Here is a 22,075-nt window from a genome sequence, read left to right as displayed (position 1 = left end):
AGAATATTGATTTCATTAGAAAATAATAAACTACAACATTTACTTTACAAAATCTTTTTGATGAAGAATAGTGTAGCTGATGTTTCCATGTTTGTATTTACCATGGGCTTCAAAAAGAGGAATAAGTTTTCTAAATTGGGGTTCAGAAGTGCCATTACATCCCATACTCCAAGGGCTTTTACCTGTCCCCAAATCGTTTCTTTCTACACCTACCTTACTCATTTTATGTAAATGAGTACCATAATTACCTGTATAAATTTTACCTCTATCCAATTCTAAATCTTTATCATTATCTCTATAATATTGCATATCTTTAGATTGTCTTAAGTGTTGTCCAAATCTTTTATTGGAAGAAAAAGTATATACATCTTTATATTGACCTTCTACAATAGTTGCGACTCCTGCCACCCCTGTTCCATTTTCTTTACCATCAAGAGGGTCTTTCACACCTCCACTCCCATGTACAGAGGCAAATGTAGTCCAAGGTACTTCTAAAAACACTGAACCACTTTTTGTTTTTTGAATAGCAAATAATTTATCAGAAAATTGATTGTCAAATTTATCATCCATCCGAACAGCTATCAAGTTCAGCTTTCCTTCTTCCTCATAGAATTCATAATTTTTCTCTCTCATAATAGCTTTCAATCCTGCCAATGAAAAATCAGGTGTACCACTTTTAGGTTTTATGGCGTTGGATGTCTCTGCTTTAGGTTTGGGTTTAGTTTCAGGCTTCGTTTGCGATTTGGGCTTCGCTTGTGGTTTTGAACTAAAGTAACTTGTTAGTAAACCTTTGAGTGTTTCATATTGTCTTGCAGGACTTAAATTTTCGAACAAATAATCATACGTTTCCAATCCATGTTTTTGAAGTTGCGACCAAACACTAGGGCTAACTGGTGTTTTTTTGGCTTCTACTTTAGGCTTAGGTTTTTCTTGCTCTTGTTGTTTTTTTTGTTGAGCTTGTTGCTCTCTTCTTTTTGCTTCTTCTGCTTTTCTTTGTTGACTTAGAGCATACTCTCTTCTTGCAATACTTACACTTTCAGAGGTTGAAGCCATCAGTTTTTTCAAGGTACTTCCTTGTGGGTCTATTCGTCCATCTACACCTTTTCTATTTACTTCTGCCTGAAATATATTAATAGCTTTGATAGTATTGGGAATATCCTTTGAAGAAACCTTATCATTGGGATTACTAGGTACTTTACCATAAACAAGCAACATTTTTCGCTCAAATTCTGTAGTTTGGTGTGTATATGGTTGAGTAATATTTTCTAAAGCCTCTTGAGGTGTAGATGTAGGTGATAAGTTTGTTTGTTCTTCTTGATTATCTTGCGTTTCTTCATGAGATTCTTGGGCTTGAGGAAGAATAACTTCTATCTCTGGTTGTGTTTTTTTGACAGGTTTTTCTTTTTGATAATCAGCTTCTGAAAGTAAACCAACACTATATAATTTCTCTTGAATAAGAGCAACATCATCTACGAAATTAATCATTTCTTCTTGATATGTTGAGCTTGACGCTCCTACTGAAAAACCTGAAGTTGATTTTACAATAGGGCTTGTTAATATTTCTGGCATGGAGAGTTCTGCACCAGCATTAAAATATTCAACTCCTCCTTTTTCTTTTAATGATTCCTGATTGGCTGTCTTTAAATCAGCAGCACTTATACCATATTTATTAGATAGAGTTTCCAAGTTTTCACCAGGTTGTACAATTCCTCTCTTATTTTGTATTGTAGATGTTGCTTGAGCTGTAGTTTTGGGTTTTATAGCTGATGATGTGGTTGCTGGAGTAGCTGTGGTTGTTGTAGTTGTTTGGCTTTGTGGAGTATTAGTAAGATGTTTACTCATGATATCTGGTATTTGCCCCCCCAATTCAGCCATAAAGAAAAGAACATTAATTGTTGTACCACTTTTACCAACTAATCCATCTGTCATTCGTTTTCTTTGAATTTCAATATCTGCTAATGATTGTTTGGTAGCAGCAGGAGCTTTTTTACCTGCTTTTTCAATAATGGCGATTCTATTTTTATACCATTGCTCAGTAACTGGAGCAAGCTCTGTCGTTTGAAATTTCAAAACAGCTTGTGTTACTTTCTCTACATTTTCAATTTCATTATTTTTTAGATATCCCAGCTTTGCAAGCATAGAGCCTACTTTTTTTACATCTTCAGGAAAATTTTTCCCTCCATTTCCAACACTTCCTTTTAGAGTTATATTTCTGTGTATTTCTCCAACTTGAGACCGTATCATTGCCTCATAATGAGGATTAGAAGCAAAAACACCTTTGGTGTCATGTCTAATCATACCATTCTTCTTGATAATATCACTTCCAGACTGCTTACCTCCAAGCCATAAATTAGCCATACCCAAATAATATACATCAAAACCATCTTCTACAGTTTTGATACCTTTTGCAGTTTTGTTATCCCCTGAATCTGTAGCTCCCATGTGGAAAATATTCCCTGAACCTCCACGTTCATGTCTATATACGCCTCCTTCCAAATAAGCTTGTGCAAGAGCTACCTCAGCAGGAACAACATAATTTAGGTCGCCAAATTTTTCGTAGATTTTCTTTGCAGCATTTGCAAAATATGAACCTTTCAATTTTAAATCTTCAGCAACAGTTTTTTTAGCATACCATTTGTCCAACTGATTCTGTGCTATTTGTTCATATTTTTCAAAATATTCTTTTTCTTTACCTTGTTCAATAGTTTTTTTGGGTAAACGCCCATTTGTTGTAGTACTAGTAGGCGTTACTTGTTTGTTTTGTTGTTGTAAAGCATTTTCAACTTGCAAATCTGCATTGTTGGTAATCATCACAGGCTTTTTTTCTTGAGCTGTTGCACCTACACTAGCAGTATTTTGTTTATGTTTAGCATCTAAAGAGTACATAATCTTAAATTATTTGTATAAGTTTGCTCAAATATATTTCCATATCCAATTATGAATGACAATTTAGAAAAATTTTATGAATTTTTCCAACAAGAAAGCTTTTGGTTTTATAGTGTTATTAAAAGTCAGCTTTATTTATTAAAGTCTGAAGAGGATGAAGTATCTACTCTAAATAGCCCTGAATTATCAAATTTTGATACTCCATATAGCAATTTTTTACTTGAAAACAATATAACAGAACAAGAAAGGCTTGTTTTAATGCTTGCTGTTATTCCTCATATACAACCTGATTTGATTGATTTCTTATTAATGGAGAATATTACAACATTAGGTCGATTTCAAGAAACCTCTGTAGCAAATTTTATTCCTTCAGGCTATACAATTTTATTTTTATTGGCAGAAAACCCTCAAGATACAGGAAAATCGTATTTTCAAAATTATTCAACCATAAAAAAACTTGTAGATAAAGGGTATATTAGTTTTGAAAAAAATGCTTCTAACATATCTTCTAGTTCATTATTAAATGGCAAATTGATAATTTCAGATGAGATTTTGCATTTAATTACCTCAAACGAACCTTTTTTACCTAAATACTCTGAAGATTTCCCTGCTACTCTTTATACCACCGAAGAAAACTGGGATGATTTGATTCTCCCTGAAAGAACTACTTTCTACCTCCAAGATATCTCTGCTTGGATGAGAAACTATAATACCATTGTTCAAGACCCTACTTTCAAGAAATTTACCAAAGGAATGAAATTTCTATTGCATGGTGAGCCTGGAACTGGTAAAAGTATCTCTGTAGCTCTCTTTGGAAAAGATTTTGGAAAACCTGTTTATCGAATTGACCTCTCACAAGTGGTCAGTAAATGGGTGGGAGAAACATCCAAAAACATTGGAAAAATATTTGATATTGCTAGAAATAAAGACTGGATTCTATTCTTTGATGAAGGAGATGCTCTCTTTGGGAAAAGAACTGAAAACAACTCTGCCAATGATCGTTATGGAAATCAGGAAATTGCCTATTTACTTCAAAGAATAGAAGACCACAAAGGTATTATTTTCATGGCAACCAACAAACTTCCAAATATGGATAAGGCTTTTGTCAGAAGGTTCAATGTCAGAGTCCCTTTCCCTATTCCTGATGCTAATACTCGTTATGATATTTGGTGTGAAGCTTTCAAAGATCTTGAATTAGGAAATGTCAATTTTGAATATTTTGCAGCCAAAGTAGATAATACAGGAGCTTCCATCAGGTCTTTTGCAAGGTATTGTAAAATATGGATGCTAGAAAAAAATATGCAAAATCTAGACCATGATGAAGTGGCTGGGCTTTTGCAAACCCATTTAGAGCATGAGGGTAAAATATGGTCGCCTAATAGATGAAGCCCTTTCGGGCTTCATCAAAAGAGTAAATTATAGCTTATTAAAGATAAGCTATAATAGGTACATATTCTTTTCCATTTTTCACTTCTATCAAATCCATGCTAGGTGTGGGTAAAACTCTTCGTAAACTCACCCCAGATTTATCTCTTGCTCCACTTACTTTATAATTCAAGCTAAACACTTCTTCATAAGCCTCTTTAATAGGCATTTGTTCTAGTGATATAAAAACTTGAGCTTTTACACCTTTGTATATTTCCTCTTCTGAGGGCTTGAATATCTTATGTTTATCTTTATCTTCTGTATCTTTTGATTTCCCTATTTTTTCATTTTTTTCATCTCCCAATGCTCTATTGATATGTTTTGTGATATAGACATCAGAAGTATTTTTGGCTTGTTTGGAGATAAAATAATATTTCCAATATGCTTTTCTTGTAGTAAAATGTATCTGATAATTTTCAGCTTTCAAAGATATTTCAGCTTTTAGGCTTGTAATCATAGATTTTATAAAATCTTCAGAAAGATTTATTTCTACAAAAGCCAAAGGCAAGCGAGCTTGTGGCTGATTCAACAACAATGCTTTTTGATTAATCCCCTTTTCAACAGTAATATGATAGACTCCTGTTGTTATTCTTTCAAAGTCTATATTTTTTGCAATATCTTCTAATATTATTTCCCCTGTTTCTTTTTTAAGTGTCACTTTTTTATCTGCAGAGATACTTCTGGAAAGGCTTCGTACCTCAAAAAAGTCTATCAAATCTTTTTCAGAAACGAGTTTTTCTTTGGTTAAATGTGGTTGCTTCGTTGAATTACTTAAATATATTTTTTGAGTATGTGTATAAGGCAAATTGCTGATAATATTAAAGTAAGGATTGCTATGATTGATAGCAAAATACAGTTTTATACTTTTATAGTTATTTTCTAAAGTATAAATAATTTTTTGAGCATCTAATTGGTCATAGAGCACATAAAATTTATTGTCTTGCACTCTAAACAAAAAACCTAACTTTTGTAAAAGTGTCTCTGTTATTGGTAAAGGCGTAAAAGTAGTATTTGGTAAAATACCTGAACTATAATAGTCATGCGAAAGCTCTACACTAAATATAGGATAATACTGAAAATTAATATCTATCATCATAACCCAAAGGCAAATATTTATGGATTGGAACTTAAGCCTGTAAACAAAGATGGAGAGAATCCCATTTCATCATCTACGACAATCATACGTATCTTATACATTACTGATGGAGCATGTTTAGCTCCCAACATAGACCAAACAAAATGTGCATTTTGCATTTCTTGGTTTACAAACTCAGGAATCAGTTTTTCAACTCTTACAGGTAAAGTTGGTACATTTTGTTTAGTCAGTACAGGATTTGACTGAAAAAAGCCTATCACACCTGTCAGGTGGTCAAGAGCTTGTCTGTAAGAGCCTGTTTCTGTATAATGAGCTGAAAACAACACATACAAATTCACATATACAGGAGCTGTTCCTGTTTCAAACTTATTAGCTCTTTGCAAAGCTCTTTCTTCTTGTATATGAATGAGCGTCAAGGCTACTGTATCCATATTTTCGATAGCAGGCGTACCATCAGGTCTAGTAATATTGGAAAGTATAGCCAATTCACCTGACTGCGAAAATCGGGCCTGCAAATAATCATTCAAAGCCAACGCTATTTGTTCTAAAGTTTCTCCTATCATATTATTAGTTGATAATCAGATCTGAACCTAATTCAAGGTCATCAATACCTGCTTGTTTAGCTCTAATTTCTTCTTTGTCATCAATGAGTTTAATTTGATGTTCTGCCATTGGCACAAGCACAGACCAAGGTTTGGTTGCTTGCAAATAAGGCTTCTCATCTCCTTCTCTTGATGTATCTATGAGTACAAATCTACCTCTAAAATCTTGTGCTACCTGAATCATAGAGAACTCTGTAATAAAATCAACATAATTGAGTGTTCTAATAAAACTGGTAATATCTGAAATATTCATTCTTCCACCTAATTGTCCAGATTTTCTAGATTCTACAAGACTACCAGCCAAGTAATTATTGATTTCGTCATTGAGTTTTTGTGAATAAAATCCATAACTAAAGCCATCTTTAAATTTCACCTTACACAATATACGAATACGCTCGTATGCAGGGTTACGGACTTCTATTTTTACAAAAGACGAAGTAAATGTACCAATATATTTTTTGATTTCGTAAAGAAGTTCGCTATTAGCTCGTGGTTCGAGTTGATTTTCACTTTTCTTATCAGGATAAGGAATCACAACTATGAGTACATTACCCGCAGTACTCAATGACCTGCTCGTCATGTTAGGTAAACAGGTTACACTTTGTAAATCAGGAAATTTCTCTAAAATAATTCTTTCATAATCCCAAGGAGTAATAGCTTTTCCTTTGTGTTTTAAGGATTCGGCAATGCGAGTATAAAACTTTTCTTTGGTTTCAGTTGGAATGCCACCAAAAGACTCTAAAGGCTGTATAATGCTTCTAATACCCTCTAATTCGCTATATGAACGTTTGATACTAAATGCAGATAAAGGTTGGTTTAAGTGGTCTTTCTTAACAGAATCATCTACCAATGTAGCTTTTAGCACTTGTGTAGTGATGGTTGTTATTTTACCAGCTCTTTCTGCGTTTTGCAATGCAGAAATACGTAACCAATAATAATTTTTATTAAGAATGGTATTATCTTTTTTCATGCCCCTTGGCAATTCTAACACTATAACACCAGTTTTTAAGAATCTATTTGTACCATCTTGTAATACTTTAGAGGCAGGAAGTAATTGCCATTGGTCATCGGCAAGGTAACTCCATTCCAATGCTGGGGGTTCTTCTTCAGATGAAACGGTGTAGCTTTCAGATATTTCTACAAGAATAGATACATATTGAGGCAAATCCAGTTTATCAAAACCTATCAACAATGCCCCTTCGTAATCTATTACAGGCAATAAATTGGTTGTCAAGTAATATGCATTTGGATAAATTTTATGTTCTCCAAATGGATGTATATGAAAGAAACAGCCAGTATTCTCTGTATTAGTATTCTTTTTAGCTCGACTATCTAAAAGAATTGTTTCTGATGATTTATAATCTAATGAAATAGTTTCTATCTGTGGCGTATAAGGCTGATTAGGCTGATTGCGTTTGGGTTGATTGGCTACCAATTTATTTCTAAGCCCACTCATAATACCACTTTTAGCATTATCCATCAATACTTCTGAGAGTATGGCAGGGAAAATAGAATGTCCAAATGCCACAGGAGGATTGATAAGTTCTAATTTCACAAATCCTCTTGAAACTAAATTGCTATAGTTCGTTTCACTATTTATATCAGTGTAGTTGGCTTGTTGTTTAATTCTAGATGTCTCTATTTTAAAATTAACATCTGATTGTAAGCTGGCATTAGCCACTGTTTCTGTATCAGATTTTACCCCAATTTCTGAAGGTTTGGTCTTAAATAGTTGATACACCATAGCATCTTTGCTATCTTCATTAGGAAGCCACCTTCCACCTATTAAAGAAGAGAACCTAGCTTGAAACGAAGCATTATCAATATCAGAGTTATATTCTTGATAATAACCCATAAAACCATTGGGGTTTTTGGGTAAATTAAACCATTTGATATTAACTTGTAGGTGTTCTAATGACTTATAAAAAATCTCATTTTTACCAATAATAAAATATGAACCCAAAGCAGGGTTTGTACCGAACGGGTAAAAAGGAGCTTCTGCACTCAAAGTACCTGTTTCGTTGTATAATTTTAGATTTTTTACATTTTTTACATCTACCTCAATCTGAATCCTTTCTAGAACTAATTTATTCATCAGAGAGAATGGATAAATGTATGAATTATTATTCAATACAATTTTTAAAACAGGTTGATCTATAGCATAATTACCTTGATGTAATAGAGGATTGAAGGCTATTACAGAAGGCTCATGTTCCAATAAGTCAAATTTAACGGTCAACTGAAACTTCTCTGCTTTTCTTGTTACCACATATCTATCTACCTTTAACCATCCTTTCGTTGTAGTAATATAAATCACAAATGCTTCTACAAATGCTTTTACAAATACTTCTTCTTCTGCATCTTCTGTTCCATATTGCACAAAAGAAAGATATTCTACTAGAGATCCAAAAGATTCTTGTGTAAAAAAGAAGTCCACAGCTATTCCTCGAAGTCCTTCGCTTAATAACAAATTGTAAGAAGACAATGCAAAACCCACTTCTGCATTTTCCATTGTACGCTCATCCAAACTTCTATCAGATTGATTTTCTCCAAATGCAGAATAACCTTTTTTATCTTTTAGCGTTTCAGAAGGTGTAATATCTTTGAGTGGAATATTTTTGTATAAAACATTAGAAATCAACTTTTTAGGATAACCTCTTACACTTATAAAACTAATATCAGCAAATACTGTATTGAGTTGCATGATTTCAGCTTTGTTTACCTGAAGTTGCTCATCTGCTTTGTAAAGAATATTTTCGCCTTGGTCACCTTTGCCACCCACAAAAAGAGCATTTTCATTGATATTTGTGAAAGTAACATTGGCATTTGTCTTAAAACTCAAATACACTTGGTCAAATGTACTGGGCTTATAAGTTTCTTTTAATATCTCTTTGTAGTAAAACTCAATATATTTTTCTGCAATTTTGTTCAAATTATCTTTGGGTACTTCCATTAGGCGTAAGAACGCCACCAAAAGAGAGATATGCGGAAAATGGGTATCTGTTGAAAGAGATTTATCAAAATATATATCTGAGAGGTTTTTCAGATATATGATATTCTCATAAAATATTTGAAATACATTTTTGAGTGTATAAGAAAAATATTCAAATTTTTCCTTGAAAGACTCAAAATTGAGGGGTTCAAAAGAAGGTTCTTTTTTTAATTCCCATAAAGAATTAAAATTCGAGAAATCGTAAGCAGGCAAAGAAAGTGCTTCTTTGTAAAGTCCTGAATATAATTTAAGTGTTCCCAAAGCATCTTTGAGCTTTGATGAAATCATATTGAAGAGTTCATCTCGAATAGGAAGCCTTGTTCCTGTAAAATTCTCTACAATTTTCAGCTCATTAAACCAAGAATCAATCAGAATAGAAAGCTCATAGATGATATTGGTGGCTCTAGTAATATATTTTATTTTCTTTTCCTCTTTTACAAAAAATTGAGATTTCTGAAAATTACTCGAAAAATCACTTTCAAAAGCTTCAGGCTTGTATTCAGATATTTTAGATAGAACTAATAATTCATCAATTAAGAAATCTGACCAATCTCCTTCTGGTTGATTGTTCAGATTATAATACCTAATAAATTTAGAAAACTTTAATAAAAAGTTTAATTGATCTTTGAGTGTTCTTTCATCTATCTTGACATAGTCCTTTTGTACGGCTTTGTAAAATCGTTCTTCTTGTATGGAGCTTTTCCTTTGTATGAGTTCGAGGCTATTATTTTCAAGAATAGACATATCTTATTTATTTTAAACTCAGAATATAGTTATTTATCTAAAATTTCAGTTCCTTCTAATAAATAGTAAGGGAATACCATATTGGTACGGGTATTGGTCAATTGTACTGTATAATTTATATCAATATAAATGAGTGTTGGCTCTTCATCATCAGGCTCAATATTGACATCATTGAGTTCAATACGTGGCTCGTAGTTATTAATAGCCTGCTCAATCGTAGATTTCATCAGTGTGATGGTGGTAGTATCAATAGGTTCAAATAAGAATCTACGCATATCACAACCATATGCCAAATTTAACACTCTTTCACCTGGTTTCGTAGAAAGAAGTATTCTCAAACTTTCTTCTATATCTTTTTCCTCAGAAACCATTCTAACAGATCTGTCTTGTTTATCGAATGATGGTGGAAATTTCCATCCAACTCCCAAAAATGTTTTTTTATGATTTTCCATATATTTAACCTCCTATTAAAACGGTTGGACATCCCATTGCAATTGTTGCTCCTCCTGCTGTGGGATCTCCTACTCTTACTGCTGGCATATTTTCAATAAGCACTGTTGTAGACCCCATCACAATAGGGTCTGGTGCTCCATTCATCATATTATTGATAGTCATTTTGGTGGCAATTGCCGCAGGTTTGCCTCCAATCATTACAGTGGTAGCCCCCATCAGTATTGGACCACCTGTATTGTTTATATCTCCTACTCTTGCTGCCATTTTCATAAGCCTAACCGATATGTGTTTGTGAACCTTTTAATTTCAAAATTGCTGCAGCTGTAAACTCTGATGTAGCGTCTACAACCATTTTACTGCCTTTTGCTTTTTGTTCAATTTTATCTGTAACCACAATTGCATCATTTCCTTTTGCATTGATTGTTACTTTTTCAGCTGCTTTGAACAAGATATTTTTTGCTTCCAACTCAAAATCTTCTACTGCCTTTACGCTAATTTTCGATTTCCCTGTTTTAATGAAATTGCCATGTTTATCTTTAATCAAAATCGTATCCTCGTCATCTTCATCTTTGATAGTTATTTCATTCCCATTTTTAGTATGAATTTGGAATATCTTTTCTTTATCATTAAACTCTATTTTCATCTCACTTTTGGTAAGAATTGCCTTCTTAGAGTTATCCTCATCAGGTACATACCCACCTGCATGAGACGATTCGTTGTACAAACAGCCTAAAATAACTGCTTGTTCTGGGTCTTCGTTGATAAAACCTACAATTACTTCGCTTCCTACTTCTGGCATAAAGAATGAGCCTACATTTTCAAAGGCATAAAACTGAGCAGGTCTTGCCCATATCGTCTGGTTCGCTTCTTGCAAATGCAAAATATGTACTTCTACTCTGTAAAAACCATTTTTATCATTATGGATACTTACTACTTTGGCATTATGCAAACCTTTGATGGGTATATGTAAACCTCCTGTACTATTATTTTTGTTAGACATGGCTGGCTTATCATCCAAATACCATTTTTCAGAAAGTCCAATTTGCAACTCCGTTTTCCAATCCTTTTCTTCCATGGTATGTGTAATACCACTGATGAAGTGTGTACCAGAGAAAGTTTTATTCAATCCTTTTACCTCAATGGTATCGCCTACTTTCAATTGGTTATTACCTCTTATTTTTATAGAACCCTGAAATTGAGCCAATTGAGCCTTTACATACAAAGCCTTTGCTATATCCGTGGATTCTTTAGGTGTTTTTTGAGGTGTATAAACTTTACGAGTTGTACTACCAAAAACCTTCTCAAAAGATTCTTGAGGCTTAAAGTTCTCTCCACCAAACTTAAATTTTTTGGGTGTAGCTGAAGAATCTTCGTGTTTTTGCTCTTTGGAGTCTGAGGCTCTTGTTTCTACTTCAGCAGCATATCTTTTGATATCAGCATCCAAAGTCATGTCTATAATATCCTTTTCAAAAGAAATATTATATTTAGGGGCTTTCATTTCGAAATCTTTGATAGTAATTTTGCCATCATCAATGATAGCCAATTTCCCATTAGAGTCTGCAAGCATCATCACTGTATCCCAATCACTTGCCTCACTGAAAGAAAAACTCAATCTTTCTGCTCCAAAACTTGCTATATCTTTTTGTATATCTGAATAACGTTTACTTAAAATATCACCTATAATATCACTGTCTTTTTTCTCTTTGATGACATCATAAGTCTTACCATAAGTCATTTTAAAGGTTTTGTCTTTACACTCCAATTGCAAATAAGATGCTCCTTTTCTTACTTTAAAAGCTTGTTTGGTAATTACCCCTTTAAATAATTGCACTTGTTTATCAGCATCACCTAGTTTTATTACTATTTCACTACCAATAGCAAAACTTTCTGTATCTCCTGCATTATATGTATCAGCTTCAGCCCTACCACCATCTTTAAATTCCAAAAATGCATAAGGAACTTTAAACATTTCTTTATGTATTTCCATTTTTAAAACAGGGTATTTAGCCTCGCTAATTTCTGTTCCATTAGCAGTTATAACACATCTAGCAACAAGACCATAATGAGATAAATTATTTGTTTCTGCCATATTTACTTCTTAATCGGAGGAAAATAAATTTGTGTACCTGCTTTCACTTTACGAAAATTAATGATTCCATTTTGTTTTGCTACCTGCATTTGCATGTTACTATCTCCATAAAATTCTGCACACATTAATGATAGTTTATCTTCATCATTCAAGACTCTGATACGAGACATATCAGGAGATTTTAATTTTTTTAGTATATCTTTTAATGTTTTATCTAAACCTATTATAAACTCAACATCTAAATCTGCTCTTAAAACTTGTCCCTCTGGATTAAATAAAGTATAATCTATGGACAGTTTTGATAAATGGCACTCTTCTAATTCTAAGTCTCCCCATAATAAATTTAATGAATTGGGTTTATGCTTATCTTTATTTACATAATAAGTTAATTCCTTAAAAAGAGATACTTGTTCAATAACACTCATCTGACCTAAATTTTGTTCATCTGATCCCTCTGTTTTACTTTTAGTTAAAGATGCTTTTCTTTTTATAATAGATGTATTTGTTAATATCAATTTGAGACTCAATGTGCCTACATTATGGTTTTTATAACTGATGTTATTTGAATCTTCTGTTTTTTCACTTGTTGGAGGACTTGTATTAACTACCTTTTCATACTCTACAGATATAGTATGTTTTATAGAAGATGGATTTATAGCAAATCGCATTGTATATTCTCCGTCATTATTTTTTGCAATAATTGTTAAGAATTTTTCAGCCATAATTAATCTTCAAATTTACGTTCTAAAATTTCTAAAACTCTTTCTACACATTCCTGCATAATTTCTTTTTTAAGGCTGGGGCTTATTTCCTCAGCTATTTTTTCATGGGTTATAGGGCTATGTTTGGGTGCATCTTGTATGGTTACTTTAATATGCAACTCCTTAATTTCTATGGGCATACATTATATTTTGAGTTTTGCCTTCACACTCAATCCTGCACTAATACCAGTTTTTATACTTTTAACAGTCTTTATCGCTTTTACAACTTTTTTACCTGCATCAGTTTCTGAGTCTGCATCCATTGCAAATTGGAAATTACGATATACTAGCTTTATTTTTTCTACCATAATTTGTCCTTCTTTTGCATTAAAACCAGATATTTCATATTCTACTGGATATGCCTCAAAAAATACCCAAGCATTCACTGGTCTATGATTACTGGGATTTAAAAGTGTTACCACTACATTTTTGGTTGTTATATTAGAAAAATCTCCCGATAATAAGCATTCTTTACACCAATCTTGAAGTAGTGATGATGATGTCATTAGTCCTCTTTGAAGTAGTAAGGGTTCAAAAGTTACATTCCCCTTAGGTACCTGATAGGCAAATGTATCTCCACCAGAAATAATAGGTTCAGGGCTAATACTTGCCTTCAAGCCCGATATCTCTTGAAAGGCTGAATCCATTACTGCTGTTTTAGCTACTTTAAATGCTGCTTTTGCTTTGTCCATGAAAGAGCCTCCTTTAGTTCCTTTTGTATTTTCTACAATCGTAACATTGAAGTAATATCCAACAGGAGGAGTATGTATTTTACCTTGTATGGGATGCATAAATATTATGAAAAGGTAAGTTGTTCGGCACAAGTACCGAACAACTTAATTTGTAAAACACTAACTATAAGGTTTTTATATATTAAGCCAAGTCTTGCTCAATACCTTGATGAGTAAGTTCGATGCTTTCAAATGCAATTTGGCTATCTGTAGATTTCAAATCTGGGCCAGAATAACTAACTGGGAAAGCTTTCAAAACTGTCCAAGACATGATAGGATCGCCTTGCTCATCCTTAAGTGTAATAACGATGTCTTTTCTTTCTTGGTCGTTACCACCACTCTGGATACTCTTATACCAAGTATATAGAGCGATATCTTGCTTAAATACAGCCTTTTTTATTGTTAAATTCTCAAACTCTTTCAAGCCTGGTATTTTTAACATAATGAATGTAGGGTCGTTACCTGGTCTGTAATCCATGTTTTTGGATTTTAGTTTTAGACCTGTAACTTCTGTACATTCTAAATCATCATTAATATCAGGAATGTTTACGGTGAAATAAAAACCACCAACGGGCCAAAGAGCACTATTGTCTGATGCCATAGTTTTTTATCTTTAAAAATGTCAATAACTAATACAAAGAAAAAATTAAAATTATGCTTCTTGAACTTTTTGTTCAAAAGTGATTACGATGAATTCAGCAGGGCGAGAAACAGCTAATCTTACTGTAATTCTCATCACTCCATCTAAAACATCGTCAGCAGTCATGGTTGTACCCAAACCTACTTCTACTTGGAAAGCTTGTTCAGGTGTAGTACCTACCAAAGCACCTTGTCTCCACAAATCGCTCAAGAAAGAGTTTATCATGCTTCTAATTAATAACCATGTATTAGGCGTATTAGGCTCAAATACGTAAGTTCTTGCTGCAGCCTTGATAGATTGTTCAACAAAAATCAAGGTTCTACGAACGTTGACATAACGCCAGTCTTTGCTGTTACCATCCAATGTTCTAGCACCCCAAACCAAAATACCATCTCCTACAAAAGTACGAATAGCATTGATAGATTTTCCACTAATCGTTACGTTTAAATCTTCTTGATCTTCGTGTGTAATTTTTACAGCAGGTGTCACAACACTTGCATAACCCACGTTTGCAGGAGCTTTCCAAACACCTCTTGTATTATCTACAGCTGTATAAATACCAGCTACACCAGCACTTGGAGGCAAAATGTTAAGTTGCGTTCTCATGCTATCCAAAATAGCTTTGTAAACACCACTACTCATCAACAATGTTTGGCTAAGGCTTTCTATATTTACATTATCGTCTTTAATCTTTCTGATTTCAACTTTCAATTCTTCAGCTCTCTTACCATCACCAATAGTTTCTTTAGTTTCTCTTTCAAGAATTTCTACTAAAAATTCTTTGTTGGCAATATTTGAGAAATTTACTTCTTCAGATTGTACAATAGATGTACGTAACCAAGGATAGTAAGCTGCACCATAATTTAGATAGTTATTTCCTAAATTTTCTCTGAATGAAGTGATAACGTCTTTATTATCGTAAGTTCTTGCAGAATGTCCATCATAAACATCTAAGATAGCAAATCTACTTTTGGTATCTAAACCACAATGTTTCAACATTGCTTGCTGTAAAGCGAAGCAATCTTCTTTAGAAAGCATTACAGCTTCAGGAATTACAAGCATGGTAGGCTCTTGCTCACTGCGAAGAACTTCGATACCAGCTTCTAAAGCCGATTTTGTAATAGCATTGGCCTGAGTTACTTGTACTTTTGTTTTTTCTGCTGGCTTTTTATCATCTTTAGGGTCTACAACCGCTACAGACTTTTCTACTTTTTTGTAGTAGCTACCTGCTGAAATAACATAACAAGCATTTCCTCCATTAGCAAAGAATAGTCTAATGCTATCATATAAAAGGAAACGAGATTTTGCTTCAAGAGCAACATCATAAGATTTGCCACCTACTTCAAAATCAAATCCTTCTCCAGATAGATTTTCGCGTACTTGGAATGAAGGGATGAAGCCTCTTCCAAAAGTATCATGAAATTCTTTCAATGAAGAAATTCTAACAGGAGCATTTACAAGGCTCTGTCCATTTCTAGTAGTTTTTTCTGTGTAACCAATAAAAGCTGGTACAGCAGTTGGTACAGCCACTACAGATGAAGGAAACGCGTTTTTTTCGTCAATGTAAACGCCGGGGGTTGCTAACTTTACGGACATAGTTAAATCGGTATTAAATTTAGTTGCAAAATAGTCTGAACTTGGAAATCAAGCCCAATATAATATAAGTTTTTTTTTTTAACCAAGTTTTCGTATGTATTTTTTTTTATTTTAATATTACGTTATATAAAAAGTCACTAATGATATTTTCACTTACTTGTGTATCGTCTTTTGTTGATTTCTGTTTAGCATTAAGCCACATATTAAACAGCTTTTCTACCATTTTCATTTCATCAACTCCAAACCAAAAACATTTGAACGAAATATGAGATGGTAAGATTTGTAAAAGTGTTTCTTCAAATACTTTTCTAAATTCTTTATCAGAGAATCGAGACGTCCAGTCAGGCATAAAGCAACTCACCTGAAAATTATAGAAACTTTCAGGAATTTCTTTTTCATTATCTTTATCTTTGATATAAAGTTCTATTTTTTCGTTATAAGGAACTAAGTCATATTTATTTGCTAAGAAATCATATACTTGCTCCATTTTATTATGAATTTCTTGTACAGATTCGTAGTTTTTAATACTTTTCAATGTTAAATCCATGTCCTTAATTTGAAGATGCACTTCAAAATTACCATCTTCTCTACGTTCTACATCATAATTTTCATAATCAGTAAGATGAAATTCTAAATCTTCAATTAGCTTTTTACGTTTAGAGAAATCAAATTCTTCTGCTGTTTGTAAGAAAGGAATTCCTTTTTCATCCAAAATATAAAAACCAAACTTTTTATCTTCTGTTTCAGGTCTTAATAAAATGTTTTCCAACAAGAAAAACCCTTCAGATTTAATGTTGAGGTCTATGAGTAGATTTCTAAGTCCACCTGCTGCAATATTAGCCTCTTCTATACTTGCATAATTACCTAACCACAAATAATTGTCTTCTTGCTTTAATACGACACTAAAGTCTTTTTGTTTGGGAGATTTCCCTATTAAATAATTTTGAGTATAAATACCATATTTCAACAAACTAATATCCAGTATTTTATGTTTTAATGGATTCAATTGTTGTACAATTTCTGTTGCTTTTTCAGAATCTAATTCTATCATGATGTCTTCTTCATCAAGATAGTCAAAATGCTCAAAAATTTGCTTTTTATTCACACCCAATTCTTTAAAATCGGTGATTTTCTTCCACTGATTGAGATCTTTTTCAGAAGAATTTGAATCTATTATCTTCAAGCCCCATTTATTAGCTTCTTTAAATGGCGAATATCTTTTAATAGGTTCATTTTCAACATCATTTTTGGTAAATCCAAGTCCAAAGAGTACATTCATTTTGGATTCAACCCCTGAAATATTATTTACTGTTCGGTAACCTTTTAAATAATTAAAAGCCTTATTTTTATTTTGATTAAGATAATTGAGATAATATAAAAATCGTCCTTTTACTTTTAAGCTATACTCTTCAAAAGTTTTACCTGTATAATAATAATTTTTCTGGATAGATGGATATTCATAAATAGATTCCCCATAAATAGCCAAAATAAAATCTAAAAATCTATTTCTTCTATCCAAAAATGCATTTTTATCTGACATCAGCACAGGTAAGCCCGATTTGTAGTCTAAAAGTACATTTTTGTCTATGATTGTAGCCTCCTGACTTTTTTGTAAAAGATTTTGAGCATCAGGAACAGCATTCAGATATTGGTAAAAATATGTTTGTTCTATTTGGCTACTTGAAAACAATTGTTTTGCATGAGCTAATTGAGAGAGATAATTGGCCAAAATTTGTTCAAATAACAGCAAATATCCTTTTAGTTGCTTGGCTTCCGCTTTTCTTCTAACATTAGGCGAACCAGGGATACCCTCCTCACCTATTCCATACACATCTGGAAAGTCATTTTGAATAGAATAATATTCCTCTATTTCTTTGGTAATATTTTGTTGGTCTTTATTGAGAATCAATTCTCTATCTATTTTTTCAATTCTATAAATTCTTTTATTTTTAGAGTAAAACTCATTAAGCAATCTATAAACTTCTTGGTAATAAATATTTTGATTTTCGATCAAACCTTTGAAAAAACGTATTCCTTGTTTGTTGTCTTTATTGAAAATAAAACGAGGAATAATATATTTATCAATAACTATTTGATTATCAAAAATTTCTCCTTTTTCTGTAATCAGAGCAAGGTTTTTAATACTGATTACGCCTTTGATTTGCATAATCATTTTGATAATATCAGAAATAAGAATTTTATCTGTTTTTTCTTTTAAATCTTCATCTTTGATAAAACCATGCTTTAAGGTAGGTCCAGCAAATATATCTTTTTGTTTCCAACCTTCTTGTGATAAATCATCAAAAGAATAAAATGGAATATTAGGAGATACCATTTGATTGGCTTTAGAGTAGATACTTGCTAATATATGCTCCAAATTCCCTATTTCTTCTACTTCAATATCTGCCTTAATAGATAAATTGAGTGTTTCAGCAATTTTCACTTCTTCAATATCTTCACAAAGGCTTCTGTTTTGGGCAAAAATCTCTTTTACTTTATGAATAATTGTTTCTTTTTGTTCATCTAAACTCTGTGTAGATTCATCCAATTCTATAATAATCTGATACAAACCTTTTAGTGTATTTCGACTTTCTGGATAAGGAAAAAACCAAACATTTTTAATTTCAGGAATGGTATCAATCATTATTTTTCTATAATCCTTATGGCTTGTAGGATGTGAAGTGTAAACTTCTTGAGGTTTATAGAAAAAGTTTGTAGAATCTTTTGATGAGAATAGTATATCCTTTACGTCCAAATCAGCTTTATAGCTCAATTCAGTTAGAGCATAACACAATACCTCTAAAATGGTAATGCCTGGATCATGATCATTATAATCTGTCCAAAGATTGGTTAGCTCTTGTAAATACTGAATCCCCTGTTTACGTAACCATTGGGCGTCAAGTCCTTTGTTTTCAGGTTTTTGGTCTAATATATAGGTTGGCTCTTGCATATAAGCTAAAATTTGATAACTAAAATTTGCCCTTCTTTCAATTCTTTTGTTTTAAGTTGATTTACTTGTGCTATCTCAGACGAAGGGATTTCATATTTACGACTAATATCTTTCAAAGTTTCACCTTTGGCTACTTTATATTTGATAATAAGTTTATTGTTGTTCCCTAAATGAGCAAAATGTTGTGGTAAAATAATTGCTTTCCTATTTTTAATATTACCTGCATCTTTGAAATCAAAAATAAGGTTTGGATTTATAAAATATCCCAAATATAAAACTCCAAAATGCAAGTGAGGTCCTGTGCTAAGTCCAGTACTACCTACTAAACCTATTACTTCACCTGCTTTTACAACTTGTCCTATTTTTACTCTCAAATAGCTCAGATGTCCGTATAATGTTTCTAAACCATTTAGGTGTCTAATAACAACAAAATTACCAAACCCTCCATCATCATAAGAGGCAATCCGAACAATGCCATCAAAAGTACTTAGAATTTTAGCTCCTGTCCGTACAGCTAAATCTATACCCTGATGAAAATGATCGCCACGCATTCCAAAATAAGATGATATCTCGTATCTTAATAATGGAGGTGACCACAATTCTCCTTTGGTTATATCAAACAGTTGTAAGGCTGTTGGCTCTTTCAATGAGGCTATATCCAATCCATAAGGATTGATGATATAATTATTCCAAACTTGAAAATATGGATATTTATTTAACCAAACACTATCAATAGTTGCATTATTAGGCTTGTTTTGAGCCCATAATACACTTATTGGTAAAAAGAATAAGGTTATAATCCATTTTTTTTTCTGTAACATTTAATCTTATTTAAAGATAACACCTTGTTTATCTGTTTTATATAAACCAGCTACTTTATTATTTTTAAACCAAATATTGGCTAAGATTAAAAACCCTCCATCAGGAGTTTCTCGTACAGCTACACCCTCATCTAAACCTGAGCCTCCAAATGTTTTAGACCATTGTTCATTACCATCAGCATCTATTTTAAGTAAATAAACATCTGTATCCTCACTTTTTACAAATTTAGTCCCAACAATGATAAAACCTCCATCAGAGGTAGGATAAATTCCCTTTCCTTCTTCTTCTCCAGCTTTATCTATTCTTTTAAATTTGATTGAAGTATCATCCACAAACAATCCATTGATAGAAAACTTTAATAAACAAACATCTTCATTATTACTAGACAAGTCTGATGATGTACCCACTACTACATAGGTTTGTGAATCAGCAAGATAAATAGCTTGTCCCGTTCTATCATTGTCTTGAACTTTATCTTGTTCTCTAAAAATATAGTCATCAGAAACAGTTCCAAACAAATTAGAGATTGCTACTCTTATTCTATTAGGTATATTTGGAGTTTGTAATTGCCTCCTGATATCTCCTATCCAAAGTAAATTTTCTGAATCTTTTGCCATTCCTACTAAAGCATCATCTGTTTGTAATAAACCTAAAGAATACCCTGCTAATGAATCTCTATTAGCATTTACTTTGTATGCTTTCATGTCTATACTCTGATTGGTTTGCTCAGGCTGAAATACATCTCCAACTAACAAAAACTCTAAATCAGATACTTTCGTGATAAACTTGCCTTTACTACTAATGTTAGGAGTTTTAAAATAATTAGTATCTTTAACTGTGCCATCACTTGCCACCGTGAGTAAAGTAAAATCTGTAATATTTGTAGTATCTTGAGTTGTGTATCCTAAAACCCAGAAATCTCCATTAGGCATTTCCATAACAGCATTGGCTTCATCAGCTAAATTAAAACCCCAATTTGTTTGCCACTGCTTATCACCATTCTGATCTACTTTGGCAATGTAAAAGTTTAAATCCTGCTCTTTTCCTCTAAATGAGGTTGTAGAACCTACTAAAATCAATCCACCATCTGAAGTAGGTTGAGTAGCTTTAATATTTTCATCTCTGGAGCTTCCAACAAATTTAATATAAGCTTTTGAATCATTGGGCGTTACATCAACAGCACAAGCTCCTAAACAAAATATAAGAAAATTAAAATATAATAATGAACGAATCATAACTTATTGGCTTTTTTTAATAATTTAGGTTTGTAGTAAGGCATCATATAGTTAATTGTAAAAGACGCATAATGAAGGTTGTAGTCACTATCAATATAACCATAATCATATACAAGTTCTTGATTAGAAGCTCTTGCTGAGGTTTTTGTTACATTGGCTAAACCATACTGATATCTAAACTCAAGCATTAAATCACTTCTTCCTATAATATTATCAAATTTAATTCCTGCTCCACCAATAGCACTATAGGTTAATAGACTTCGTTGTGCTGTCATATCAATAGATGGTCCAGAAACTTGTCTTTGATTGTCAGCATCTACCACATCTTGTCTTACAGCAATTCCTGTAGCTCCTACCATTAAATTTGCACTACCACCTGCAAGTAAATAAGGTTTTCTTTTTGTATTAAAAAAATAATATCTTGCCAAAAGTGGTATTTCTACTCTATTCTGAGTTTCTATCAAATTTAATGTAGAGTATTCTAGAATATTATGATTATAGCTATGCTTAGAGCGAACAAATAAAACTGATGGACTGATATGAAGCTTTTTAGTAATTGCAAACTCTAAACCAACACCCACCTGAAAGGCTATGTCACCTGTATATAAGCTCTTTTTATCTCTTATCAAGTCCAAACTATATCTTTTTGTTTCAGTAATGAAACTTCTATTTGCACCAGCCTGTATAGCTATTTGAAAAACAGGATTTGTACGAAAACTTTCGTACAAGCTGATAAACTCAGGAGGATCAACAATTTTATTAATTTGATAGTCAGGGTAAAGCTTTAAAAAATTCCTCATAGACTTTTGAGCACTTTCCTGTTCATTTGAATACAAATAAGTGAGTGTCAATAATTTATAAGCTTCTATTCTTTCTGTTTTGTCAAACCCAAACTTCAAACACTCATTGAGTAAAGCAGGAACTTCACTAATCCTACCCAATTCGTATGTTTGTTGTGCTTGTTTGAGCTTTGTAGTACAGTCGTTTTGAGCTTTTACCCCTATACCTATACAATAAAGTAGTCCGATTAAATATCTTTTTTTCATTGTTATT

Annotated in this window: 13 protein-coding genes and 3 pseudogenes; 1 reads left to right on the top strand and 15 read right to left on the bottom strand. The window is 32.5% G+C overall.

What is annotated here, in order from left to right:
- Positions 1-39: 39 nt before the first annotated feature.
- On the bottom strand, positions 40-2,886 hold the full coding sequence (locus tag AD998_08500; GenBank protein ID KOY86184.1) for a hypothetical protein: 2,847 nt from the start codon (positions 2,884-2,886) through the stop codon (positions 40-42).
- Between the two features lie 51 nt (positions 2,887-2,937).
- Here AD998_08500 and AD998_08495 point away from each other — a divergent pair, with 51 nt between their 5' ends.
- Positions 2,938-4,272, top strand: coding sequence for a hypothetical protein (locus AD998_08495; GenBank protein ID KOY86183.1), 1,335 nt, complete (start codon positions 2,938-2,940; stop codon positions 4,270-4,272).
- 40 nt (positions 4,273-4,312) lie between these two features.
- Here AD998_08495 and AD998_08490 read toward each other — a convergent pair whose 3' ends face one another.
- From AD998_08490 to AD998_08425, 14 genes and pseudogenes are all read right to left on the bottom strand, one after another.
- Positions 4,313-5,404, bottom strand: a complete 1,092-nt coding sequence (locus AD998_08490) for a hypothetical protein (GenBank protein ID KOY86182.1) — start codon at positions 5,402-5,404, stop codon at positions 4,313-4,315.
- Positions 5,405-5,424: 20 nt separating this feature from the next.
- Positions 5,425-5,970: a hypothetical protein gene (locus AD998_08485; GenBank protein KOY86181.1), complete on the bottom strand. Its 546-nt coding sequence runs from the start codon at positions 5,968-5,970 to the stop codon at positions 5,425-5,427.
- Between the two features lie 4 nt (positions 5,971-5,974).
- Complete coding sequence (locus AD998_08480) at positions 5,975-9,745, bottom strand: hypothetical protein (GenBank protein KOY86180.1); 3,771 nt, start codon at positions 9,743-9,745, stop codon at positions 5,975-5,977.
- 29 nt (positions 9,746-9,774) lie between these two features.
- Entirely contained in the window at positions 9,775-10,197 is a 423-nt protein-coding gene (locus AD998_08475) for a hypothetical protein (GenBank protein KOY86179.1), read from the bottom strand.
- Positions 10,198-10,201: 4 nt separating this feature from the next.
- Entirely contained in the window at positions 10,202-10,468 is a 267-nt protein-coding gene (locus AD998_08470; protein ID KOY86178.1) for a hypothetical protein, read from the bottom strand.
- Positions 10,469-10,472: 4 nt separating this feature from the next.
- Complete coding sequence (locus AD998_08465) at positions 10,473-12,287, bottom strand: hypothetical protein (GenBank protein KOY86177.1); 1,815 nt, start codon at positions 12,285-12,287, stop codon at positions 10,473-10,475.
- A gap of 2 nt (positions 12,288-12,289) precedes the next feature.
- Positions 12,290-12,706: pseudogene (locus AD998_08460) on the bottom strand (hypothetical protein).
- 623 nt (positions 12,707-13,329) lie between these two features.
- Positions 13,330-13,740: pseudogene (locus tag AD998_08455) on the bottom strand (hypothetical protein).
- A gap of 181 nt (positions 13,741-13,921) precedes the next feature.
- Positions 13,922-14,380: a hypothetical protein gene (locus AD998_08450; protein ID KOY86176.1), complete on the bottom strand. Its 459-nt coding sequence runs from the start codon at positions 14,378-14,380 to the stop codon at positions 13,922-13,924.
- Between the two features lie 51 nt (positions 14,381-14,431).
- Positions 14,432-16,015, bottom strand: a complete 1,584-nt coding sequence (locus AD998_08445; GenBank protein KOY86175.1) for a phage tail protein — start codon at positions 16,013-16,015, stop codon at positions 14,432-14,434.
- A 106-nt stretch (positions 16,016-16,121) separates the two neighbouring features.
- Entirely contained in the window at positions 16,122-18,965 is a 2,844-nt protein-coding gene (locus AD998_08440) for a hypothetical protein (protein KOY86174.1), read from the bottom strand.
- 5 nt (positions 18,966-18,970) lie between these two features.
- A pseudogene (locus AD998_08435) lies at positions 18,971-19,699 on the bottom strand (hypothetical protein).
- A 93-nt stretch (positions 19,700-19,792) separates the two neighbouring features.
- The gene (locus AD998_08430) at positions 19,793-21,022 is read right to left on the bottom strand and encodes a hypothetical protein (protein KOY86173.1); all 1,230 of its coding nucleotides are present in this window, start codon (positions 21,020-21,022) and stop codon (positions 19,793-19,795) included.
- On the bottom strand, positions 21,019-22,068 hold the full coding sequence (locus tag AD998_08425) for a hypothetical protein (GenBank protein ID KOY86172.1): 1,050 nt from the start codon (positions 22,066-22,068) through the stop codon (positions 21,019-21,021). Before AD998_08425 ends, AD998_08430 begins: the two co-directional genes overlap by 4 nt.
- Positions 22,069-22,075: the final 7 nt, after the last annotated feature.

The sequence above is a fragment of the bacterium 336/3 genome, from assembly GCA_001281695.1.
Classification (GTDB): domain Bacteria; phylum Bacteroidota; class Bacteroidia; order Cytophagales; family Thermonemataceae; genus Raineya.
This window is presented reverse-complemented; position numbering and strand designations above follow the sequence as displayed.